The organism is Calothrix rhizosoleniae SC01, assembly GCF_900185595.1.
Lineage (GTDB): Bacteria > Cyanobacteriota > Cyanobacteriia > Cyanobacteriales > Nostocaceae > Calothrix_A > Calothrix_A rhizosoleniae.
In genome coordinates this window covers 1-24,144 of the sequence record NZ_FYBH01000061.1, presented here as the reverse complement: position 1 = coordinate 24,144, position 24,144 = coordinate 1, and the positions used below count along the sequence as shown (strand labels likewise).

Sequence of the window (24,144 nt, the reverse complement as noted above, 5' to 3'; positions counted from 1 at the left end):
TTATTCGCTAACTATTATTGTTAAGCTCTTTCTGCTTTCCACGTATATTCTTAATAGCAGTCAGATATTGTCCCAGAAAAGGTAGTCCACCAATGGCTGGTAAGAGATATCTACAAGTGCAAAGTAGTCCCAAAGCAGCAGCAGTAGGAGCATGAAAGTACGGCTGATAAAATGCGATTAAGGCTGCATCACGAGTCCCAACTCCGGCAAAAGTCAGAGGTAGTAAACCAGCTAAAATTGCCAGGGGCGATAGTGCCAAATGAGCTAAAAAAGGTGCCCAAGCTTTGAGTGCCAAGATAAAAAACCAAATTTGTAATAGGTGCCCAAACCAGATAAAAATGGAAATACCAGCTATCTTGAAAAGACTATAATTATCTTGCCAAAAATATTTATGCATTTCCTCCCATGAAAGACGTAATTTGTTAATTTTAGGGCGGAATTTTGCGGATAAAATTTTCTGAGATAACTTAAAAAATAAATGGGTAAATTTAAGGGAAGTAAGCAGCAGTATGCCAATTATTAGTCCAAAAACTACCACAGTTGTCATTACCCAAAACAACCAATCTTTTTGGGGGTAAAGAATTAATCCAAAGGCACACCATAGCAGAAGAGAAAGCATATCACAGGCTTTTTCAAACACTACCAAAGATAGTGAAAGTAAGCCATGTAAATGTCCCTTTTCTTTCATAAAATAAGCTTTAGCAATATCGCCCATTTTTGATGGTAGTACCATATTCAGGACACTAGCCGCCAAAATTAACCGATTCGCTTCACCAAATCCCAAGCGATTACCACTAGGCATCAGCTGTTGCAAACGCCAAGCTGCAAGCATTGTCAGAGGGAATACCATTAGTAGACTGATTACCATCCACAAGCGATCGCAATTTTGGAATACCTCTACTAGTTTGGGAAAGTCAATTTTCCAGTAAATTATTGTTAGAATGACAAGACTAACAACAATAGAAATGAATTTTTTCATTCTATACTATGCGCTTGATTTCTAATGGCTGATGGGGAGCAAGTTTTTTGATTTCATCAGTCAAGTTTAGCCAAGGTTGTAATTGACCGATTTGGAATGTGCGACTCATGACAACATAAATTGAAGTTTGATCACAGCCAATTCCCGCAGCAATAACATTATGCCAAGACTGGGCATATATTTTATCAGTAATGTGCCATTGACCATTTTCCCAGGACAACTGGCGCTCAAACTGAAATGGAGCATTTTTTTTACCCGTAATTAGGATACTTTGCAAAAGCTTACGAATCAAGTTGGGAAAGAAACGTCCTCCACTGAGCATGACAATTCGCAAAATCAGTAAATTCAATGGGGTCATTTGTTTTTGTTTTGCCCAGCCTAATTCTCCAGAGATAGTAATTATATCGTCGCTGACATTGACTTGATAAGAGCCAATTAAGTGAGCGATCGCATTTTTTACTGTACCCTTTTGTTGTACCTGGAGGGAAATTTGCGTATCCGCAGCAATTAATTGATTATGGCGAAATAACTTGAAAACCCCACCTTTATTGAGTGCCAAATATAATTCTGTATTTTCCCGGCGGTCTATCAATATTTTGGCTTTTTTTAGCCAAATACGACCATGAGAGCGGGGAGCTATTGGGGAACGATTAGGGACAAAATCCCGCCAAGCCAATAAATAATTCCAAGTATGGTGTCCAATTATATGGTCATCGCCATAGCATGAACCCAATCCATTTGCCAAACCTTGTAAAAATCTATCATTAATTTGTAGGGATTCTGGCATCCAACGTCCCACCAATTCAAACCCGTGGGGAAAAAAATTATAGGTGTTACGACTAGTATATTCTCCACCATAGGAACCATCGGCATGGACGAATTCTGCGGCTAATTCTACCGCTTTAATCAACGCTTCCTTTAACCGTATATCAGGGTTGAGTTGGTAAATCCGGGCTAAACAGGAAATACTCAATGTATGATAACCAGGATCGCAACCCTCATATTCTTGAAACCAGCCCTCTGAACTTTGCCAAGACAAAACCCGTTCCAAACGTTGTACCTTTGCTTTATCCCATTTGCTAGTTTGTACTAGTTGAGATAAACGTGACAAACACAGAACAATTAGGGCTTGATGGTTAGTTAACTGTCCGCTTTCATGGTGATTTGCCAACCAGTCAGCTCGCCGGATAAAAAAATCCACCATCTCTTGATTTTGCAGTTGCAGTAATATGTAACTTTCGAGACAAGCTAAGAGGGAAAAAGCTGCTGCCCCTGATGCCCTTTCATAGGGGAAATAATCATCACAGGAACCATCACGGTGAGCACTACGGAGAGAATAGAGAATTCCAGCTTCTACCCAATCCCTCATGACTGCTTGGTGGTAGAAGGGATTATCTGGCACATCGGTATCATAAACCAAAGCTAGGGGCCAAACAAATTCCTGTGCCATGCCACTGGGAAAATCAATGATTTTGTAGTGCCAGAAATTGCGATCAAAGCAGCCATAGGTAGGGCTATGGGGATTTCGATCCAGCAAAGTAAGAATTTTGGGAATCTGGGCTAATGCTTCACGGGCGAACAGGTTTTTACTTGTCATTATCGGGAGTTACAATTCTTTTGTATTGAAAATAGGAAGTATAAAGTCTGGATTATGATAATGGGATGATGAGTTTAATAGGGCGATGGAAGGAAAAAATTAAAAAATTCTAACTTCCCACACTCCCCACACCTCCCACACTTCCCACACTCCTCCACTCCCTCACTCCCTCACTCCCCCACTCTTACTAGCTGCATCAGCTGACAGACGGCGCATTCGCAGTTGTGTATCTTCTAAAAGTCGGCGATTAGCTGCCATTAAATCTGCCACCAAACCGAACATCCACAATTGAAAACCAATTAAAATTAAAATGGCAGTCAAAATTAAGCTAGGTATACGAGTCCGTTCCGTACCCAGAAAGAAGAAAATTAACCAGCGTATCCCCAATATCACCCCCATAGTAAACGGCACACTACCCAAAGCTAAAAAGAAGCGTAGTGGCTTATACAGCATGAAAATGCGGAGAATTGTAAATAGCGATCGCACTACATAGGCAGTGTTACTTTTTACTAAGCGTGAAGGGCGTAAAACACCATTAGTCCGAATGGGTACAGAGATAACTGTCATGCCCTTTTGCCCAGCTTGAATTATAGTTTCCAGGGTATAGGTATAATTATTAAATACATTCATTTGTAAAGCAGCTTCCCGGCTGAAAGCCCGAAAACCACTGGGTGCATCAGGAATATCTGTGTTACTGGCAATCCGGACAACCAAACTACCAAGTTTTTGCAACAGTTTTTTTATCAGGGAAAAATGCTTGGTTTTCCAAATTGGTCTAGCACCAATCACTATATCTGCTTGTTCTCGAAGAATTGGCTCTATCAACTTGGGAATATCATCCGCACAATACTGATTATCAGCATCAGTATTAACTATAATATCTGCTCCAGCTGCCAAAGAAGCCTCTAAACCAGCCATAAAAGCTTTAGCAAGCCCCTGATTTCTAGGTAAATGAACAATATGGTCTACACCACAAGCTTTCGCTACCTCAACAGTCCTATCATGACTACCATCATTAATAATTAACCATTCCAAAGTGTCAATACCAGGCAATTGGCGAGGTAAAGCAGATAGTGCGATTGAGAGTGAATTTTCCTCGTTGTAACAAGGAATTTGGATAATTAATTTTGTCATCACACTCCTGGTTTTATCGTTTTTTACCTCAATTACTTTTTTGTTAGTCTATAGGTACGGAAACACCGCAAGCAATAGTTAGAGCAGAAAATATCAGAATGGTTGCACAAATGCAAGTAAAATCTTGTATTAAGCCCAATCTTACGACCTGCCGTTGGGGCATATTCGTGGAGAGGATGTAAAATTAAATTGGGTGGGAATCTATCTATATAAGTCAATCAAGACTTCATTGTTAGATTTATTTTTACCTCAGACCTTAGTTCTTGGCTAATCTGTATTTGTTTTTTCAGGATGAGCAGAAAATACCTGCGTATCTAAGTAAATATAAATACTGTGCTATAAAATACCTTGAAATACCTTTTCTGATGTTTCCACCCTTGAAGGAGTGATGTTGTGGAACGTGATAAATTTATTTGGTCAAAAGCTACATTAATTGCCCTAGTAACATTGGGTATTATCTTAGGTTTGGGCTTAATGATACCTGTCAGCTCAACCGTTTTTGGTAACAGAACTGGTAACAAAAACGCAAAAAATATTAGTAACGAAAATTCCATCCCTAAAGCCAAAAGTCAAAAGCGGATTGAGAAATTTCGGTCAGCCATGCTTAATACTTGGCAAAAGCAGGCAATAGAGAAGGGTCTATCCTACAAAATACCACCACGGTTTCGAGGAGTAACCATTAATCAAGCAAAAGTTCCGAAAGGGAAAAAGGTGATTGCTTTGACTTTTGATGATGGTCCTTGGAATATTTATACTGAGCAGATACTAGATATTTTAGAGAAACATGAGGTTAAAGCAACATTTTTTGTGCTTGCTCAGGTACTCCAAAGGAATGCTGACTTAGGAAGACGAATTGTGGATGATGGTCATACAATTGCCAACCATACTTGGCATCACTGGTATCATCGCCATAACCCCCAAACTGCTGCTAATGAGATTAATCGCAGTTCAGATTTAATTTATAAAATAACAGGAGCAAAAACTACTTTATTCCGTCCTCCAGGAGGAATATTACACAACGGTTTAGCTGCTTATGCCAAAAAGAAAAACTATACTGTAGTCATGTGGTCTGCTGATTCTAATGATTATAGGCGTCCTCCTGTGCCAACTTTAGTTAATAAGGTAGTGAAACAAGCAACACCGGGTGGTATTATCTTATTACATGATGGTGGCGGTAATCGTTCCAATACAGTGGCATCTTTAGTGCCCATCATTCAAAAATTAAAGCAGCAAGGTTATAAATTTGTAACTATCCCCGAGCTTTTAGAAGTTGAGGACAAGGCACTCAAATTAGCAGAAGCACGCAAGAAAAAAGCTGCAAAAACTAAAGCAAAATCAGCAAATCAACCAGTAAAAACTAAACAGCAATAAACGAAAAGTTATTTATCGTTAATGATTCGCATCCATTGTGTATTTAAATAATATTTATTATGCAAAATAGAGTTTGCATAGTAATTTTAGTGAAGTAAGTAGTAATTAAATTAATTATGATTAACTCTAGTCTGGTTCAGGCAACAAAGAGAAAATTAAATTTATTACTTAAACTCTTCTACCTTGATAACCTTAGCTTTTTTACATGAATTTGGGATTGCTTCTGAGCGTCGCAATGACACATCCAAATAATCAGAAACTCCAGGTTTCAACATGGACGAGGTTTATTACTTATTATTTATTATTTCTAGTTGATTAATCACATGAACATTACAATTATTGGTTGTGGTTATGTCGGTTATGCACTGGCTAAATATTGGCAGGATAGAATGTCTTTGATGATAACTGCGACTACAACAACAATTGAAAGGATACCTGAATTACAAGCAGTATCACACAAGGTTGTAGTGGTGAAAGGTGATGACTCAGCAGGACTAAAATCTATCTTAAAAGACCAGGATGTTGCCATTTTAAGCATTGGTTCCAAAAAATTTACTCCCTACGAAGAAACATATCTACAAACTGCTAAAAATCTAGTTCCGGTGTTGCAAGATAATTCCACACTCAAGCAATTAATATACACCAGTAGTTCTTCTATATATGGAAATCAAGATGGTGTTGTTGTAGATGAGCAAACTCCTCCTAACCCTACTAGTTCTACAGGTAAAGTCCTTAGGGAAACAGAGGAAGTACTAATGACAGCATCTAATGAGCGACTTCGCGTTTGTATATTACGTTTAGGTGGTATTTATGGTCCAGGAAGAGAATTGGTGAAAATATATAGTAGAGTCGCAGGTAAAACCCGTCCTGGAAATGGACAACAGCCAGCCAATTGGATTCATTTAGATGATATTGTTGGTGGAATTGAATTGGCTCGTCATCAACATTTACAAGGTATATACAACTTGGTTGATGATGCCAATTTAACCAATAGGGAAGTAATTGACAGGGTTTGCGAGCAACATAATTTACCAAAGGTAATTTGGGATTCCAGCCAAAGTAGTCAGCGACAATATAATGCCAATATCTCTAATCAAAAAATTAAAGATGCTGGCTATAAGTTGTTGCATCCAAACATGATCTTTTAATACTCAAACTTTTCTGATTTTTCCGGATGAGCGATCGCCATGTTACCAGTAATTTATAGTGATGAGTTCTTAGAGCATAAAACAGGATATTCCCATCCAGAAAAACCAGAACGGTTAACTGCTATTGTCAATGCCCTGCAATCAGCCCCATTTGCTAGCCAAATTCAATGGCGATCGCCCACACCTATTATACAGCGACCCGTCCAATCTTTTGTAGAAGCAGTACATGACCAAGGTTATATTCATAAGGTAAAACAGGTTGCTGAAACTGGTGGAGGCTATCTAGATGCAGATACACCCGTTTCTCCTCATAGTTACGACGTTGCTTTGTTAGCTGTTAGTGCTTGGTTAGATGGGGTGGATATTGTCCGAGAAACTGGTAAACCCATCTTTGTATTGGCTCGTCCACCGGGACATCACGCTGAAAGCAATACAGGTATGGGTTTTTGTCTATTTTCTAATGCCGCGATCGCAGCATTTTATGCTCTCCAACAATCAGGAATCAACCGAGTTGCTATTTTAGATTGGGATGTGCATCATGGCAATGGCACCCAAGCAATCGTGGAAACCAATCCCCAAATCGCCTACTGTTCCCTGCATCAATTCCCATGTTATCCCGGTACTGGTAAAGCTACAGAGACAGGTCTATATAATAATGTATTAAATTTACCAGTAACTCCTGGTAGTGATGGAAGTATATATCAGTCATTATTTGCACAACAAGTAGTGCCTTTTTTATCTAATTTTCAGCCTGATTTACTGATTATAAGTACAGGTTATGATGCTAATGCCACAGACCCTTTGGCAAGTATTAATCTTCAACCACAGGACTATGGTTTATTTACAAATTATTGCCTGAAAATAACTGATAAAATTCTATTTGGTTTGGAAGGTGGCTACGAACTAAATGCACTCGCAGAATCAGTTCTAGTAACTATAGGTAGTTGTTTGCAATCGGGTTAAGCTATTTTAACTGCATGGAATCTAATATCCTCCAAGTATCAAGTAATATTTATCACTAAAAGTTGATAAAAATAGTCGTAAAAATATGGTAGATACTTGTGGGAAATACATTGTGTACCACTAAATTTTATTTGCAAAAATTTTGCAAAAACATTATCTAATTTTTAAAAAAACCAATTTATTCTTCTCGCCAAAATTCTAAAGTTTTGTTAAGATGCAATTGTTGGTAATTTCTCAAGCATCATTTCTTAATAGCTGGAGAAAGTAAATATTGCCAGAAGAATAGAGTTGAGAAGCAAGCTATGACCACCTATATCTTTTTCGACGAAGCCCTACAGATGTTTGTTAATGCCTTTCTAGGCTCAATATTTTTGCTAATTACGCTCTCTGGTATTGGTTTAGCAGTTGTAGAATCTGTGGAAAAAACCAATATTCGCTCCACTTCACCAAAGCAGTTTCGTTAGCCTCCAGCAAAAAAATTAACCGGAAACGAAAAAGATACAAGCCCCCAAATTTATTTGTGGAAGCTCCCCTATTCCCTACTCCCTGCTCCCTGCTCCCCTCTCCCCTGCCTCTTCCTGACCTACAATCGAAAACCCTTTAGCTCTTGTGTTCACTAGCGCATAATCCTGGGAACACTAGGTTATGTGCCCTCAATGAGTTGTTTATTTAACACAAAAGTAATTTTTTGTAAGTAATTTTACGGTCATAGAGGGAATAATCAATGGAGTAAATATTAAGAATGGGTTTATTCGATAAAAATGTCTTAAATTCTGGGAATCAAGTAAAGGATTCCTTAAGTCCACCGGAAGCCGTTGCTGCTATTACCTTGGCTGCAATCGCCTCAGATGGTTATATGTCTGAAGAAGAAGTAAATTCTATTTGTGTTATCTTGCCTAGAATGAAACTTTTCCAGTCATATACCAAGGACAAGATCATGGGGATGATTGAGAAACTCCTCAATTTCTTGCAGCAAGAAGGTATAGACGCTTTATTTAATGCAGCACAAGCATCTTTGCCTGAAAATTTAAGAGAATCCGCCTTTGCATTAGCTACGGATATGGTACTTGCAGATGGAGTTGTTACTAAAGAAGAGCAAGGGTTCTTAAATGATCTCTATCATTCTTTGGGTATTGCCAATGATGTCGCCAACCAAATCGTGCAAGTAATGCTAATCAAAAACCGGGGATAATCTCTGTGGACAATCAAAGAATCCTTTTTCTGAGAGAACAGGGCAAAAAGAAGGAAGAAGACGGAAAGCTACTCCTTCCCTGCTTTGTTCCCCTGTGAAGATTTAATAATGTAGATTGAGATTTGATAAATCCTCTTTGATTCCCCTATAAATTAACCGTGCCGAAGGAGTTTTAACTTCTTTGGCACTGTTTGTATGGGTGATGAAGATTCTGATTTAACAAGTCTGTGTAACAATATTAACTTTGGAACTTTATTTTGTCTACAAAAAAATCATAAAATTGATAAGATTTTGCTCTCTATACCCTTGAAGGATAAGGTATATACCCGAATTTCTCTCATTCATTGATTTATTGCGAAATGTAAATATACCATAGGGTTTAAGATATTTAAAATCCGCAAAAATACTGTAAATATCATGCCTTGCTCTGCGAATCTCAACCAATTCATAGATGTTCTTGATGCCAAGTCTGCCAATTTATCGGCAGCAGCTTTAACACAACTTTGTAATGGGATACAAACAGATACCCGTATCCTCAAGCCAGGTGAGGTATTTTTGGCTTTACGGGGGGAAAAATTTGATGGACATGAGTTTGTCCCTATGGCGATCGCTAAAGGGGCAATAGCTGCCATAATTGATTTTGAATATCAATATGGGGACATTCCAGTTTTACAAGTTGCAAATACTTTAGAAGCATATCAGCGAATTGCTAGGTGGTGGCGTGATTGTTTTTCGATACCAGTAATTGGGGTAACGGGTTCGGTGGGGAAAACTACCACAAAAGAGTTAATTGCGGCGGTTTTGGCTACTCAAGGTACTGTTCATAAAACCTATGGCAATTTTAATAATGAGATTGGAGTACCAAAAACCCTACTGGAATTGGATGCAGACCATGATTATGCCGTTGTTGAGATGGCAATGCGGGGAGTAGGACAAATTGCGGAGTTAACAAATATAGTCCATCCAACTATTGGGGTGATTACTAATGTTGGTACAGCGCATATTGAGTTACTTGGTTCAGAAACAGCAATTGCTGCTGCCAAATGTGAGTTATTAGCCCAAATGCCAGGGGATGCTGTGGCAATTCTCAATTATGATAATCCCTTATTAATGGAAACAGCAGGGCAAATATGGCAAGGTAAAGTAATTTCCTTTGGTTTTAGTGGTGGAGATATTCAAGGTCAATTAATCGATATGCAAACCTTGGAAATAGAAGGGATGAGGTTTCATTTACCTATGCCCGGTGGTCACATTGCTGCTAATTATATGGCTGCTTTAGCTGTAGCCAAGGTTCTAGGTATTGATTGGGGTAGTCTGCAAACTGGTGTGATGGTGGATATGCCAGGAGGGCGATCGCAACGGTTTGAATTACCCAATGATGTGGTAATCTTAGATGAAACTTACAATGCTGCACCAGAAGCAATGGCAGCATCATTAAATTTATTAGCAAATACACCAGGTAAAAGAAGAATTGCCGTATTGGGGGCAATGAAAGAATTAGGTGAGCGATCGCACCAGTTACATCAACAAGTAGGTAAAACAGTGCAGGATTTGCAATTAGATGGGTTGTTGGTATTAGTTGATTGTGAAGACGCTGCTACTATTGCCAGAAATGTAGTCGGTGTACCCATAGAATGCTTTAGCAGCCACGTGGAATTATTGAATGGATTGAAAGAGTATATTCAACCAGGCGATCGGATTTTGTTTAAAGCAGCTCATTCTGTGGGTCTATATCGGGTTGTTAGTCAGTTGCGTGATGATTTCTGCGTCAATGCTAGTCATGAATCTAGATAATTAGGGCTTGCTGCGGAGCGTGCCGTTAGGCATAAAAGCTTTTGGTGGGAGTAAGGAGTCGAGAGTAGTTCCAGCCTCTTTATTTCTATTCTTTTTGCCAGAAAAAATAACAGATGCAAGGATTTTACACCTAAAATCATAATTTCCTTGCACTTAGTCTCCAATAAAATAGCCTCAAAGCATTGATAAATCAATATTTTTCAGTTATTCAGCAGACCCTAAATATGCGTCAACCAAAACCCTTGTAGAGACGCGATATAGCCTCCCTCCGGGAGGAGCTACGCTAACCCGTCTCTACATTCTTCTAAGGATTGACACTCCTCGACCTAAAGGTGCGAGGATTCTTGCTTCATCCGTCCTCGTCCTCCCTAGAACCTAAATGCAAGCACTTAAATCCCCCGTTTGGATACGTCCACAAGCTAACACGGACTGCCCGACCGTGCTTGGAATGGTTTATCGATTTTTCGTTTTGTCCCCACATTTAGTACAAGATTTAGGATTTATACTACCTTTTTTTCCGGATCAGGGACTGTCCGCTTGACCTACTGCGTCTTTTATATGTGCGCTTTACCGCTAAGCCGTGCTAGAAGCACGGGGCTTTAAACCCAATTTTTCGGTAAAAATTCAAAAAGCTGATGGAGTAGGCTTTTTAATGATTTGAAATTGTTAGTTTAATTTACACCAATGTGTACTAGATTTAACCCCACATCAAATGTTACACTGGTACTGACTCAGCCTTTACTTTAGTTTTCCGCCAAGTAGAAGTACAAGGAATTTTGGTGCGATCGCAATTAGCAGCATATTTTTTGGCAATTTCAGTTACTTCCATCATTAGACCAACATCAAGTTTAGTTGGTCTCAGACCCATATCTAAAAAGCATTTGTTTTCAACATATAATTCATTTTCAGCAGCTTCATTGCGGGGATTTTCTATATATTGAATATCAACCCCTGTTAATTCCGAAATTAATTTAGCTAAATCCCTCACCTTATGAGTTTCAGTCATTTGATTGAGGATTTTCACTCTTTCACCAGCTTGGGGAGGATTATTGATAGCTAACTCGACACACTTAACTGTATCTTGAATATGTATAAAAGCGCGAGTTTGTCCCCCGGTTCCGTGAACAGTCAAAGGATAATTAATCGCAGCTTGCATGAGGAACCGATTGAGTATAGTCCCATAGTCACCATCATAATCAAAGCGATTAATTAGGCGTTCGTCCAATTTTGTTTCAGCAGTATTTGTCCCCCAAACTATGCCTTGGTGCAAGTCTGTGATTCTAATTTGGTCGTTTTTATTGTAGTAAGAAAAGAACAGCTGATCCTGGGTTTTTGTCATATGATATACACTGCCAGGGTTAGCAGGGTGCAGGATTTGTTTTTTAATTACTTCTCCAGTATCATTCACAACTTGGATATCCATATAGCCTTCAGGAATTTTCATCCCGGCTGTCCCATATCCGTAAACGCCCATGGTTCCTAAATGTACCACATGTATATCTAAACCTGATTCGACAATAGCGCAGAGAACATTATGGGTTGCATTTAAATTGTTATTAACTGTGTAGCGTTTTTGGACACCAGATTTCATCGAGTAAGGAGCTGCTCGTTGTTCTGCAAAATGAACTACAACATCAGGACGATAGGTGCAAAATAAATTCAGCAGGCGATCGTATTCTGTGGCAACATTTAATCTATAGAACTGAATTAATTTTCCAGTGACTTCCTTCCAAGCCTGAATTCGTATAGATATCGGACTAATAGGAGTCAAGGAATTGGTTTCTAGTTCATTGTCGATATTACGGCGAGATAAATTATCGACTATGACAATATCGTGACCTTTGTTGGAGAGATGTAATGCTGTTGGCCAGCCACAAAAACCGTCTCCACCTAGGATCATAATTTTCATTTGTTACCTCACAGAATATTTAGTATGTTCCACTGCTTTAATTGTGATTGTACAGAATAGTAAGGCTTTCTATCAAAATTTGTTAATTTAGTCCTGTTACTAATCCTTGGAACCAAATATCCTTGGGCTATGTTTCTGGTTTTACCTTGCAATCTGGATTATTGGCTAAAAGCTGGGTATCTGGTCAGGAAGCTGGGTGGATTCGGAGCTACTTTCAATTCCAAACAGCTATTGTTCTTATTTAGGTTATAATCCATCTTAATCTCAAGATATCTTGGACATAACTTTTCACATCCTGTGAAAAAGAAAAATTATTTTGCTATAAGTCACTCGCTGAAAATAGAAGAAATAACTCGCAAGCGAGACTGACCTGAAGTCCTTATAGATGTACCAACCTCATCTGTTGAAGTTAGTAACTTTGCTCTGTTTCACAATCTAAGGGACTTGACTGGCTGATGATATGGGTAAATACTGAACATTCAAATAGTTAACAACCACACTAATGCGTTAGTGAAGACAAACAAGTGTTATGCAATAATTATTAATCGGAGCGGCGGGATTTGAACCCACGACCTCCACTACCCCAAAGTGGCGCGCTACCAAGCTGCGCTACGCCCCGTCACAGATAATTTTGAGTTTCTTGTAGGAAAGTTCAAAATTTAATTGCGGCTTTAATATATTAACATGAGTTTAATAATAAGCAACCACAAGGCTTAAAAAACTTGCAGCATCCCGGCAGCTTGTTGTAAACCTGGTAAGGCGGAGGCATTCCAACTGCCTTCTACACAGCGCCCTGAATTGAGGATAAATCGCAAACTATATTCATGGGGATAGCCAGTTACTTCCATCCACAGTAAATCACTTTCCGCTTCACAGGTAATTTTTTCTTCATCCATGATTTCTGTGGCGATTTGCCTCATTGTGTCACTGAGTTGTAACAGTAGACGGCAGAAATCATTCAATTCTACTTCCGTGAGCTCAATTGCCCAATCATCTGTACCAACTAAACCTTTAAATTCATTTGCTTGTGGGTTCCAGCCAATACGCCAGCCGTTACCACTTTTGATTACACGTTCCATTTAGGAGTGAAGGAGTGAAGGAGTCCCGATGAAAAATAATTTGCACCATCAATTATCTAAGTGTAATTTTTCCTTCCCCCTGCTCCCTGCCCCCTGCCCCCTGCTTATAAGTCAGGAGAGAAGGAGTGAGGAAAGAGGCTAATTACTGCTAAAAGAATCAACTAGGGCTTGTACCAAGGCATTTCGCTGGCGGCGGTTGAGTTTTTTAATGGCTGCGCGATCGCCTTTTAAGGGATTTTTCTTTAAGGTATCATTACCAGGATAGAATTTCTCGTACATCATTTCATTAGCACCCAGATAGTCGGCTAAAGTCAATTTCCAATCTAGTCGATAGTTTGGCGGTCGTCTTTTAACGTAATTGTGATAGCTAATAATTCGACTAACTAGGGTGTTGTTAGTAGCAACTTTCTTAGTCTCTTTGCTGATGTACTGATTCTCCCGTGGTAAGTCGGGTATTTTTTGATAAATTATTTGGTCAATATCGCCAGAGTTTGGGAATTGAGCGATCGCTGGTTGGATACCAATTATCCCAGTAAATTTTAATTCAGTTGTTGCAAAACTAGTTATTACACCCACCACCGTGAAGATAGTGAGTGCAGGCAAAGTTTTGAACAGTGGTTGAATGAATAATGATTTTTTTCTCATTCCCCCTACCAAAAGCTAGATACCTATAATTCTCCAATAATTTCTGGCTGAGTTAGTTCGTCAGACATTTCGATAATCGCTCTGAGTACAGGCTTCATCAGCATATCTTCCCCACTGTCAAAGTCTTCATAACGCCGACGTTTGGCACGATGGGCTACCTGTACCGTAATTCGGTAACGGTTAGATGCAGCACCAATCAAGTCTTCAGCGCGGTGCATAATTTGAGACTGGGTGGTATCGAATTTAGAACGTCTTAACATAGTCAGCATATTGGGGGTCAACTCCCAGTTTAGCAGCACTATATTTATGCATGGCAAGAACTTGAATTTTTGCTCCAGCGACAATATTTTTATTAGCTCTTCGAGTAAGGCAGCCCCAATGAAAAAAATGGGCACTACCAATTATCGAAGTAGAATTTTTCCTTCCCCCTGCTCCCTGCCTCTGCCCTCTGCCTTCTTCAAGCCACCTCCCGCAATTGGGGCTTATCTTTCATCTCTGACATATTTAAGGATAATTGTTCTGTTTGAGGCACATTAGTTTGTTTTAATACTTTTATCTCAATATTTACACTCACTAAATAATTACCTGCATTTGCCCCTATCGCTTCTGCTACCAGTTTAGCCAGGTCTGGACGTTGTCCAGTAAGAGGATCACGTAATATACATCTATCCCATTCATGTTTGGCTGTGGGATTCAGGTTAAGAATATAGTGTTCGATCATAGGATAAACCTCTGCATCCACATAACTAAATAATTGAAGCTTTGGGAGTATTACAGAACCAATGCATCATCACCCCTTTATTATAGTACATTAGTACTAAAAGGTAAAGAAGATTATTGTCAGCTTTGCTAAAGTTCGCCGACTTCTGCAAAACAATGAATTTGGTAGAATACCAGTACTGTTTATCAACAATCCGATTCACTGATAAGGTTTACGGATAAACGGATAATATGAATTAGAGCAAACAAAATCTTTATAGAACAAGCAAACTCATTCCATGCGTATTTCTCTAAATTGGCTGCGGGAACTAGTCGAAATTAAACTTAGCCCTGAAGAATTAGCCGAAACCCTCACCATGGCTGGGTTTGAGGTCGAAGAAATTGAAGATCGCCGCACTTGGGCAGATGGTGTGGTCATAGGAAAGGTAGTAGAACGCCAACCCCACCCTAATGCTGACAAGTTAAGTGTTTGCCAAGTTGATATTGGTAAGGGAGAACCTTTAAACATTGTTTGTGGTGCATCAAATGTATGTGCAGATATTTATGTACCCGTGGCAACCGTTGGTACATACCTCCCCAATATTGATTTAAAAATTAAGCCCACCAAGCTCCGTGGTGAACCTTCTAATGGCATGATTTGCTCCTTAAAAGAACTAGGTTTACCCACGGATATTAATGGTATTCATATTTTCAACCAAGAAAATTTACAATTAGGTAGTGATGTTCGCCCCTTCTTGGGTTTGGATGATATTATTCTAGATTTAACTTCTACTGCTAATCGTGCTGATGCTTTGAGTATGGTCGGAGTAGCAAGGGAAGTCGCCGCCCTGACTGGTGGAAAGTTAAGTATTCCCGAAGTTGATACTATTTCCTTACCCCAAGGTGTAGGTAATTTAACTTTAAAAATTAGTGAATCCCAAGCTTGTCCGGCCTATTTCGGTACAGTAGTTGCAGGTATAAAAATTGCTCCCTCCCCCGACTGGTTGCAACAGCGATTGCACAGTGCGGGAATGCGTCCCATTAATAATATTGTTGATATTACTAACTATATATTGTTGGAATGGGGACAACCACTCCACGCCTTTGATGGTGACCGCTTGCAGTCTGTGACTGGTGGTGAAAAACTAACTATTGGGGTTCGCTTTGCCTATGCCGAGGAAACTTTGAAAACTCTGGATGGACAAACCCGTAACCTAGCTACTCAAAACTTACTAATTACTGCTAATGAGAAACCTGTGGCTTTGGCAGGTGTAATGGGAGGAGCAGAAACAGAAGTCCATTCTGGAACTGAAAACATCGTCTTAGAAGCAGCTTTGTTTGATTCCGTTGCCATTCGCCGTTCTTCCCGCAGTGTTGGTTTGAGAAGTGAATCTTCTGGGAGATACGAACGGGGTGTAAATAGTGTTGGCTTGGAAATCGCTTGTCGCCGCGCCCTCTCCTTAATTACCGAATTAGCTGGTGGTAAAATTATTACCCAAGAGAAAGCTGATAGTCGTCCCGATCCAGCAACTTGGACTCGTTCCATCGAATTGCGTTTAGAGCGGGTGAATCAAGTTCTGGGCCCTGTGGAACTTGGTAATGATGAGATGGGTGAGTTAGAAAGCGCAGATGTGGAAGGTATTCTCACTGCCTTGGGGTGTCAACTAACACCTACAGAGGATAAAAATTGGACGGTGACAGTTCCCCCCTACCGCTATCTTGACTTAGAACGGGAAATTGACTTAATTGAAGAAATTGCTCGCCTTTACGGTTACGATCGCTTTAGTGATACTCTCCCCGAAAAATCTGAAGCTGGTTATTTACCCCTTGACCAAGAATTAACCCGCAAATTGCGAGCTAGTTTCCGAGCAGAAGGGTTAACAGAATTAATGCATTACTCCTTAGTCAAACCAGGAGAAAATAACCAAATACAGCTCAGCAATCCTCTATTCACCGAATATTCTGCCCTGAGAACTGATTTAATTTCTGGATTGATTGATGCTTTTCAATACAACTTGGAGCAGGGAAATGGCTCCTTAAATGGCTTTGAAATTGGCCGGATTTTTTGGCAAGAAGAAGGATTACAAGAAGCCGATGCAGTGGCGGGAATCATCGGAGGTGACATTACCTCTAGCCATTGGCATAACAGTGGTAGAGAACAACCAATGGATTGGTTTGCAGCTAAAGGCATTTTAGAAAGTGTATTTAGCCAAATGGGTTTGCAAGTTGAATACCAACCAGATCGCCAAGATAACCGCCTCCATCCAGGACGTACTGCTTCCTTATGGGTGGGAGGTAATAAACTGGGAGTATTCGGGCAATTACATCCCCAATTACGAAAAGATAAAGACTTGCCGGATTCAGTCTATGTATTTCAACTGGATTTAGATGTATTATTAGATGCCTTAGATGAAGATGAAATTCTGATTCCCACATTCAAATCTTACTCAACCTATCCTGCATCAGACCGCGATATTGCCTTCTTTGCACCTGTGGATGTTACCGTTGCTGAAATTCAAAAAGCCATTAATAAAGCAGGTAAAAGTTTGCTGGATTCAGTGGAATTGTTTGATGAATACCGTGGTGAAAATGTACCCTCAGGACAGCGTAGTTTAGCATTTCGCCTCATTTATCGAGCCAGCGATCGCACCCTTAAGGATAAGGAGGTGGAAACCGTACATGATAAAGTCCGGGAAGCTTTGGTAGAGAAATTTGGTGTTAGTCTCAGAAGCTAGGGAGAAGAGGAGTGATGGAGTGATGGAGTGATGGAGGGATGGAATACAAAATCCCTAACTCCTAACTCCTAACTTCTAACTCCTAATCAAGGCGCTGGTATTGGTATTTTCCCCTAATTTTACTGTTAAAGAATTTACCAATGGAGTCAGTTTTGTACAAGCCATCCCATATCTGATCATCAACATCTTGATACTGGTATATGGCTCCATTATTAAACTCGACTTGTAAGACTTCTTCATCACTGTCATAACCTACAGCATTTGCCATAGATGATTCCACTGGCAACATTGCGATCGCTTCGTCTATTGTAGGTAATGCCAGGGAATCTGTAACAATCTGATTTAATTCCTCTAATCCTTCGTAAGCTTCCACTGGTGCAGGAATTTCCAACAATTCCAATTCATTCCCCCTATCTATCAGCAATTGTAAGTATTCCCCAGAATGAGCGATCGCCACAATATTACTTAAATACAACCTAGATAGCTTCATCAGTCATGCTCTCCCGTTACCGAATTGACTAAATACCTATGAAGATTTTGAGTTTAAATATTTAATTTATAGTACAAGTATACTATAAATTATCAATAGGTGCAAAGCCAAAAAACAGGCTGAATTCAGCAACGCCGATCGCTTAATGGGGCGTGGGTGGGATGAAAAATATTGTAAATTGACACTCTGTACCCTACAAGGGCGAAGATTCTTCATTCATAGACCCAACTTGCTCATGCAGGATTTCTCCAGCACAAGTAGAGGTAGAATCTCCTGAAGCGTTGGGATCGTTGATCCAAGTTCCGGTATGCCCTACCGTACTCAAGGCTAATTTGAGAATATTAATAGCAGCATTCCAGTCTCGATCCAGCACAAATCCACATTTACAAATATGGGTTCTTGTGGATAGAGATTTTTTGACTACTGCCCCACAGTTAGAGCATTCTTGGGATGTGTAGGCAGGATTGACTGCAACAGTTACCCTACCAAACTTCACCCCAAAATACTCTAACCATTTTCTGAATTGATACCAACCAGCATCATTAATAGACTTAGCAAGACAATGATTTTTAACTAAATTTTTAATCCTCAAATCTTCATAGGCTACCAAATCGTGAGATTGGATTACGCAACGCGCCACTGTTTTGGCGTGTTCTTCACGTTGCCTACTTATTTTCAGGTGTACTCGACCTAATCTATTAATAGCTTTTTTCCGGTTGATAGAGCCTTTTTTCTTGCGATAAACACGTCTTTGTCGCAACTTCAGACGCTTTTCTCCTGTGCGATAAAATCTTGGGTTAGGTTCACTATATCCATTACTGTCTGTATAGAACTGTTTCAGCCCAACGTCCAAACCTATAGTTTTGCCCGTTGGTTGTGCTTCTATTTTATTCTCTACACTTATAAGAAATTGAACATAGTATCCATCAGCACGACGGACTAACCTAACCCGTTTTATCTGTTCTAATGGGTAGAAGTTTAAATCCCACGTTCCTTTGAGATTAAGTTTGCCAATTCCCTTTTTGTCTGTGAAGGTTATCTGTTTTCTCGTTTCTGATAGTTTCCACCCAGAGGTCTTGTATTCCAGCGAACGGTTATTTTTCTTGAACTTGGGATATCCCTTTTTACCAGAGATTTGTTTTTTGCAATTGTGGTAGAACCTAGCTATAGAGCTATATGCTCTTTCTACTCCTACCTGACAGGCATGAGAGTTTAAGTCTTTTACGAAGGAGTATTGGGCTCTTAACACAGTGTTGTAGCGATATAGCTGTTTCTGCCCTACACCTGGGTTATCCATCCAAAAACGAATGCACTTGTTGCGGACAAATTGAGCAGTTTTGATCGCTTCGTTGATAGCTGCATATTGAGTTGTTTTCCCTTTTGCCTTAAACTCGAAAACGACCATTTGACGTGGAAAACTTCTACGGCAATTAGTATAACATAAACAAAGCTGTCCTAGAAGGACGGGGCTTGTATCCCATTAGTTTCGGTCAATAAAAGCTCTCACACTACCTAACTCATCCTATGACTACCCTACCCTTAAGTTGGCAAGAACTAGAAACCCTGACGAACTATCAAATAGACACCATTAATGGTCCTACCAACTCTAGAGCCAGGTTACGTTTATTTGGAAAACCCGAATCTGAAGTGCGGGTAACACTGTATCGTGACAACCATGCTTGGTGTCCTTACTGTCAAAAAGTTTGGTTATGGCTGGAAGAAAAACAGATACCCTACCGCATCCAAAAAGTGACAATGTTCTGTTATGGGGAGAAAGAAAGTTGGTATAAACGTAAGGTTCCCTCGGGAATGCTACCTGTGATCGAGCTAGATAGACGAATCATTAAGGAAAGCGATGATATCTTAATTGCTTTGGAAAAGGTTTTTGGTCCATTGAACCAAAGTATGAAAGATCCCAAGGTGTTTTCTTTGCGTCAACTAGAACGACTGTTATTTAGAGCCTGGTGTAATTGGCTGTGTTACCCGGTAATTTCCTCTCAACAAGAACGACGCAACCGAGAACAGTTTATTGGGGTAGTGGCTAAGGTTGAGAAGGCTTTGGCTAGTACCTCAGGACCGTACTTTCTGGATACATTCGGTACTGTTGATGTTATCTTTACCCCCTATGTGGAGCGAATGAACGCCAGCCTTTACTACTACAAGGGCTATTCCTTGCGGGAAGAAAATCCGCACTTGAGGGAATGGTTTACAGGGATGGAAAGCCGACCTACCTATCGTGGTACCCAGAGTGACTTTCACACCCACGCCCATGATTTACCTCCCCAAATGGGAGGCTGCTGGGAAAATGGCGAACCCCAAATGCTGATCAATAAAGTACGGGTGGATAATGGTCCTTGGTTTGGACTACCAGATGTGAGTTATCCAGAACCAGAAAATTCCCGTATGGAAGCTTTGCGACGAGTTATCGACCACCACACCAATATTATTCGAGTTAACCCTGCTGAGGATAAATTGTTTGATCAAGCCCTACGTTGTGCTTTAACGTACATGATGACTGGTGAAGAATGCGTACCTCCATCCGGTTCTGATGTCCCTTTACGATATTTGCGCGATCGCATTAATGTACCCCGCGATATGTCCATTTATGCAGCCAAGGAATTGAGGTCAGCTTTAGAGAAAACCGCCGCTCTTGTAGGTGATGGACAGCCAGAAACAATTCCCATCAAGCATCGATATGACCAAGACCCATCTAATTTTTCCAGCAAGGAGAATGTAGCCTAAGTAATTTCAAATAAAAAAACAGATATTTCGTATTAGAGGGAGAATCCCAAACAAACTTTGTAGTGTAGGCATGTTATACCATTTCTCTAAATCCTGGCTACAGATATTTCTCCCCCTGCTCCCTGCTGTCCATGTGTAGCTTTATTTTGGAGAATTGGTATTACCTGTATTAAGAGATGAGGGGGCTTTCCGGCTCCCACTACGGAAATTAATTGGAACAACTATATATTTCCTCCAACGGAGAGGGTGGGATTCGAACCCACGGATGCTTTCACATCACTCGATTTCAAGTCGAGCGCATTCGACCACTCTGCCACCTCTCCAAAAAAGCTGCTGGCTTTTAACCATCAGCTGTCAGCAAAAAGGCTGACCAATTACATAATATAACCCATAATCTACGCAGTTTGCACTAGGGGACGGGGTTGTTGATACAAAATTTCCTCAGATACAAGGCTGAAACCATTACCAACCCAGACTTGGGCAATTTGTGAAACTGTTCCCTCTTCTAAGGAAACAATGGCAAAGGTACGCTGTTTATCCCTACCATTCTCTTTAATTCTAGGCACACTGGCAGCATTCAGATAGATTGTCCCCTCTGGACTCTTAAATACTCGCTTACGTAGCATTTTTTTAGTATGCCGTAGGGTATGATGCATATGACCAAATGTTACTAAAGGGATTATTTTTCCTGCTGTCAGACTTTGGGAAATTGCCGATGCTAAATCAGGGTCGCCATAGTCACCACCTATGGGATACCAATCTTTACCACAAGGATCTTCCGCGCGATCACCTAATCCAGAAGGACCATTATGCCCCAGAAAAATTACTGTCTCATAAGTAGCTTTTTTTGCTTCTGCTGATATGCGTGCGGCAGATTCCTCCAAATCATTCACCCCATATCGTTCTCGGCAAATATCAGCAAATTTCCATTCAGGTCCCCCCCAGCTAAAAGGACGACCCCCTACCACAGTTAAATTGAAACTGGGTAAATCCAACTTGCCATAACCAACATGAGCTTCACCCAATAAGTCTAGCTGTTTCTGTACCCAGTCCTCCTTAGTGCGGTCATAGGGGCACTTCCTCCGCCCCCATTCCGTCGCAGTGTACCAGGCATCGTGATTGCCCATTACCGCCGCTTTGGGAATATCCAAAGATGCAATCTTTCTTACCAATTCCACCGATTCATTGCCAAAGTCTCCCACAAACAGCACCAGGTCAACACCCAAATGCTTTAATGCTATGCCATCATCCTCTTCCCATTGGTCGTGAATATCGCCAACTACAGCTATTTTGAGGGTTCTTAATAAAGTTTTTTGACTGGTCATGCCTGTTTCAAAAGCCGTCTACTTCCAGGATATGAGAATCAAAGACATTTGGCACAAATTCCTCTAATTGGTATTCTCCATAGCAATCCTATTTATTTTATATCCCTTGGGAAATTATCTTTACCCACTTTTTTTAAATAATTAGCGATCGCTATGCTATTTTTGGTAATATCTACTATAATTAATTACACAACCTATAATCAGCAACTCCTAATTGTGTTTACGACTGCTCTTGCTCAACGAGACAATACCCAAGTGGGTGCATTACCACTGGATTTATTTGTAGCTATTGAGACTCTGAAACAAGAACTCAATGCCGTTATCCTAGCTCATTACTATCAAGAGCCAGATATTCAAGATATTGCCGACTTTATTGGAGATTCCCTGCAATTGGCAAAAGCTGCGGCAAATACAAATGCGGATGTAATTGTTTTTGCTGGGGTTCACTTCATGGCAGAAACGGCGAAAATTCTCAATCCTGACAAATTGGTGCTCTTACCAGATTTAGATGCTGGTTGTTCTCTAGCAGATAGTTGTCCACCAGATGAATTTGCAGCTTTTAAAGCCGCTCACCCAGATCATTTGGTTGTTTCTTACATCAACTGCTCTGCGGAAATTAAAGCCATGAGCGACATTATTTGCACTAGTTCTAATGCAGTGAAGATTGTCCAGCAAATACCAGCAGAACAGCCGATTATTTTCGCTCCAGACAGAAATTTAGGACGGTATGTTATGCAACAGACTGGGCGCGAAATGTTGCTGTGGCAAGGTAGCTGTATTGTCCATGAAACATTTTCAGAAAAGAAGATTGTCCAGTTAAAAATTACCCATCCACAGGCTGAGGTAATTGCTCATCCGGAGTGCGAAGAACCAGTATTATTTCATGCTAATTACATTGGTTCGACAGCAGCTTTACTCAAGCATTGTCAACAAAGTTCAGCACAAGAATTTATTGTTGCCACAGAACCAGGAATTATCCACCAAATGCAAAAAGCTGCACCAGATAAAACTTTTATACCTGCACCACCTACGAATAATTGCAATTGTAATGAGTGCCCATTTATGCGGTTAAATACTTTAGAAAAGCTGTATTTAGCGATGAGTAACCGGACGCCGGAAATTAATATGTCAGAGGATACTCGGTTAGCAGCTTCGCTCCCAATTCAACGGATGTTAGAGATGAGTATTTAATTTGCATTAGCGAATATATAGTTTGTAGAGATGCGGCATTATCGCGTCTCTACTGGCTTTATTATTATTATGTCAAAATTATGTCAAATAATACAATGACTAATTGGGCTACTTCCATCACTAAGAATCAGACGTTTTATTTGCCTCTTTCTGGGCTGCTTCACTATACTTCTTATACAATTTAATCCGGATTTGAGCTTCTTGATAACGACTATGATTGGGTGATACTAAACTCATTAAGTAAGATGCTCTTTGCCAATTCGCAGCTAATTCTAGCCACTGAGTATCTGTTTTAGCTATTTTCCCTTTATCTGAAGTTATGTTAGCAATTCTGACTGCCGCAGCAAAAGGATCTTCTTCTGAGTTGAAAGAATTTTGACGAGAATAATCTTGAATTCGTGTTTGGTTAATATTCTTTTCTAAAGATTTTATGGTTGTAGTGAAATATTTAGATGTTTCTCCAGAAAGGGGATTTTTAAATTTATTTCCTAACAGATAATAAGTAGTCCACCCTCCTAATAATAAGAATAAGCATAGGCTTAAACCAGTTTTTACCCAACCCCAACCTATTTTTTTCGTTTGATTATTGTGAGCAAGAACCACATGTTGATAAGCTTGACTATCTTCCTGTTGACGCTCTTGAAAATCTTGAACAATCTTACGCAAGATATTAGGTTTATCTAACTCTATTTCTTCTGACCATAGTAGTTGATTTTCTGCATCACGACTAATTTCCTCTAGCCAAAGTAACTGCTGTTCTCGGACAATACGGCTATTTATACTGATTCGATTAATATTGCGTGGTGCTATTGACTCCAAAACTTGTTGGATGTGCTGAATAAGATTGCTTTGTTCTAATTGCTCTACTGTTTGAGCCTCACATAAAAGCTGTAAGACACCGTTAGAAAAAACAGCCCTAGTTCTCACACCTAAGTGAGCCAGATTCTCATTTAACAACTGAATAATCGCTGCAACGCTACCTTGATGTGCTTGCCAAGCGATATCATTAATTCGGTCTACCATTATTTGTGGTCTAGCGAACGCTTTATAAACCTTGAACTTTTATATTAATTAGATTTTACGAGTAAATATCAGAGAAAGACAAATAAATTCTTGATATCACATTCTCATTCTAAATAATAGCCTACAAG

22 protein-coding genes and 2 tRNA genes are annotated in these 24,144 nt (G+C 39.9%); 9 read left to right on the top strand and 15 right to left on the bottom strand.

Annotated elements, in window-relative coordinates:
• Positions 1 to 7: 7 nt before the first annotated feature.
• The 3 genes from CALSC_RS03610 to CALSC_RS03600 form a co-directional block, all read right to left on the bottom strand.
• Positions 8 to 979 (bottom strand): lysylphosphatidylglycerol synthase transmembrane domain-containing protein, encoded by a 972-nt coding sequence (locus tag CALSC_RS03610; protein ID WP_088240050.1) that lies wholly within the window; start codon positions 977 to 979, stop codon positions 8 to 10.
• Position 980: 1 nt separating this feature from the next.
• Complete coding sequence (locus tag CALSC_RS03605) at positions 981 to 2,576, bottom strand: hypothetical protein (protein ID WP_088240049.1); 1,596 nt, start codon at positions 2,574 to 2,576, stop codon at positions 981 to 983.
• Between the two features lie 162 nt (positions 2,577 to 2,738).
• Complete coding sequence (locus CALSC_RS03600; protein ID WP_088240048.1) at positions 2,739 to 3,710, bottom strand: glycosyltransferase family 2 protein; 972 nt, start codon at positions 3,708 to 3,710, stop codon at positions 2,739 to 2,741.
• Between the two features lie 393 nt (positions 3,711 to 4,103).
• Between CALSC_RS03600 and CALSC_RS03595 the strand changes: the two genes are divergently transcribed.
• From CALSC_RS03595 to CALSC_RS03575, 6 genes are all read left to right on the top strand, one after another.
• On the top strand, positions 4,104 to 5,081 hold the full coding sequence (locus CALSC_RS03595) for a polysaccharide deacetylase family protein (protein WP_088240047.1): 978 nt from the start codon (positions 4,104 to 4,106) through the stop codon (positions 5,079 to 5,081).
• Between the two features lie 323 nt (positions 5,082 to 5,404).
• The gene (locus CALSC_RS03590) at positions 5,405 to 6,229 is read left to right on the top strand and encodes an SDR family oxidoreductase (protein WP_088240046.1); all 825 of its coding nucleotides are present in this window, start codon (positions 5,405 to 5,407) and stop codon (positions 6,227 to 6,229) included.
• A gap of 39 nt (positions 6,230 to 6,268) precedes the next feature.
• A complete protein-coding gene (locus CALSC_RS03585) occupies positions 6,269 to 7,192 on the top strand; it encodes a histone deacetylase family protein (protein WP_088240045.1) in 924 nt (307 codons plus the stop codon).
• 302 nt (positions 7,193 to 7,494) lie between these two features.
• A complete protein-coding gene (locus tag CALSC_RS26895) occupies positions 7,495 to 7,656 on the top strand; it encodes a hypothetical protein (RefSeq protein WP_200817551.1) in 162 nt (53 codons plus the stop codon).
• A 278-nt stretch (positions 7,657 to 7,934) separates the two neighbouring features.
• Positions 7,935 to 8,384, top strand: a complete 450-nt coding sequence (locus tag CALSC_RS03580; RefSeq protein ID WP_088240044.1) for a tellurite resistance TerB family protein — start codon at positions 7,935 to 7,937, stop codon at positions 8,382 to 8,384.
• 417 nt (positions 8,385 to 8,801) lie between these two features.
• A complete protein-coding gene (locus CALSC_RS03575; protein ID WP_088240043.1) occupies positions 8,802 to 10,178 on the top strand; it encodes a UDP-N-acetylmuramoyl-tripeptide--D-alanyl-D-alanine ligase in 1,377 nt (458 codons plus the stop codon).
• Between the two features lie 715 nt (positions 10,179 to 10,893).
• Here the strand turns inward: CALSC_RS03575 and CALSC_RS03570 are convergent.
• The 6 genes from CALSC_RS03570 to CALSC_RS03545 all read right to left on the bottom strand — a co-directional run bounded on the left by CALSC_RS03570 (position 10,894) and on the right by CALSC_RS03545 (position 14,532).
• Entirely contained in the window at positions 10,894 to 12,087 is a 1,194-nt protein-coding gene (locus CALSC_RS03570; RefSeq protein WP_088240042.1) for an NAD-dependent epimerase/dehydratase family protein, read from the bottom strand.
• 545 nt (positions 12,088 to 12,632) lie between these two features.
• A tRNA-Pro gene (locus tag CALSC_RS03565) sits at positions 12,633 to 12,706 on the bottom strand.
• Positions 12,707 to 12,800: 94 nt separating this feature from the next.
• The gene (locus CALSC_RS03560; protein WP_088240041.1) at positions 12,801 to 13,166 is read right to left on the bottom strand and encodes a DUF1818 family protein; all 366 of its coding nucleotides are present in this window, start codon (positions 13,164 to 13,166) and stop codon (positions 12,801 to 12,803) included.
• Between the two features lie 138 nt (positions 13,167 to 13,304).
• Positions 13,305 to 13,811, bottom strand: a complete 507-nt coding sequence (locus CALSC_RS03555; RefSeq protein ID WP_088240040.1) for a hypothetical protein — start codon at positions 13,809 to 13,811, stop codon at positions 13,305 to 13,307.
• Between the two features lie 23 nt (positions 13,812 to 13,834).
• Positions 13,835 to 14,071 carry a DNA-directed RNA polymerase subunit omega gene (locus tag CALSC_RS03550; protein WP_088240072.1) on the bottom strand — a complete coding sequence of 79 codons (237 nt, stop codon included), beginning with the start codon at positions 14,069 to 14,071 and terminating at the stop codon, positions 13,835 to 13,837.
• Positions 14,072 to 14,268: 197 nt separating this feature from the next.
• The gene (locus tag CALSC_RS03545) at positions 14,269 to 14,532 is read right to left on the bottom strand and encodes a hypothetical protein (RefSeq protein ID WP_088240039.1); all 264 of its coding nucleotides are present in this window, start codon (positions 14,530 to 14,532) and stop codon (positions 14,269 to 14,271) included.
• Between the two features lie 277 nt (positions 14,533 to 14,809).
• On the opposite strand from CALSC_RS03545, the gene pheT reads away from it, so the two are divergent.
• Positions 14,810 to 17,245 (top strand): phenylalanine--tRNA ligase subunit beta, encoded by a 2,436-nt coding sequence (gene pheT, locus CALSC_RS03540; protein ID WP_088240038.1) that lies wholly within the window; start codon positions 14,810 to 14,812, stop codon positions 17,243 to 17,245.
• 82 nt (positions 17,246 to 17,327) lie between these two features.
• On the opposite strand, the gene CALSC_RS03535 is transcribed toward pheT, so the two are convergent.
• Both CALSC_RS03535 and CALSC_RS03530 read right to left on the bottom strand, forming a co-directional pair.
• A complete protein-coding gene (locus tag CALSC_RS03535) occupies positions 17,328 to 17,735 on the bottom strand; it encodes a KTSC domain-containing protein (protein WP_088240037.1) in 408 nt (135 codons plus the stop codon).
• 193 nt (positions 17,736 to 17,928) lie between these two features.
• A complete protein-coding gene (locus CALSC_RS03530) occupies positions 17,929 to 19,140 on the bottom strand; it encodes an RNA-guided endonuclease InsQ/TnpB family protein (RefSeq protein ID WP_088240036.1) in 1,212 nt (403 codons plus the stop codon).
• Positions 19,141 to 19,259: 119 nt separating this feature from the next.
• On the opposite strand from CALSC_RS03530, the gene CALSC_RS03525 reads away from it, so the two are divergent.
• A complete protein-coding gene (locus tag CALSC_RS03525; RefSeq protein WP_088240035.1) occupies positions 19,260 to 20,477 on the top strand; it encodes a glutathione S-transferase family protein in 1,218 nt (405 codons plus the stop codon).
• An 86-nt stretch (positions 20,478 to 20,563) separates the two neighbouring features.
• Here the strand turns inward: CALSC_RS03525 and CALSC_RS27775 are convergent, their stop codons facing one another.
• The 3 genes from CALSC_RS27775 to CALSC_RS03515 all read right to left on the bottom strand — a co-directional run bounded on the left by CALSC_RS27775 (position 20,564) and on the right by CALSC_RS03515 (position 21,802).
• The gene (locus CALSC_RS27775; RefSeq protein ID WP_268807178.1) at positions 20,564 to 20,698 is read right to left on the bottom strand and encodes a hypothetical protein; all 135 of its coding nucleotides are present in this window, start codon (positions 20,696 to 20,698) and stop codon (positions 20,564 to 20,566) included.
• 17 nt (positions 20,699 to 20,715) lie between these two features.
• Positions 20,716 to 20,800 (bottom strand) — tRNA-Ser (locus CALSC_RS03520).
• 72 nt (positions 20,801 to 20,872) lie between these two features.
• Positions 20,873 to 21,802, bottom strand: coding sequence for a TIGR04168 family protein (locus CALSC_RS03515; RefSeq protein ID WP_088240034.1), 930 nt, complete (start codon positions 21,800 to 21,802; stop codon positions 20,873 to 20,875).
• Positions 21,803 to 22,018: 216 nt separating this feature from the next.
• Between CALSC_RS03515 and nadA the strand changes: the two genes are divergently transcribed.
• Entirely contained in the window at positions 22,019 to 22,993 is a 975-nt protein-coding gene (nadA, locus tag CALSC_RS03510) for a quinolinate synthase NadA (protein WP_088240071.1), read from the top strand.
• 120 nt (positions 22,994 to 23,113) lie between these two features.
• Here the strand turns inward: nadA and CALSC_RS03505 are convergent, their stop codons facing one another.
• The gene (locus CALSC_RS03505) at positions 23,114 to 24,016 is read right to left on the bottom strand and encodes a hypothetical protein (RefSeq protein WP_088240033.1); all 903 of its coding nucleotides are present in this window, start codon (positions 24,014 to 24,016) and stop codon (positions 23,114 to 23,116) included.
• Positions 24,017 to 24,144: the final 128 nt, after the last annotated feature.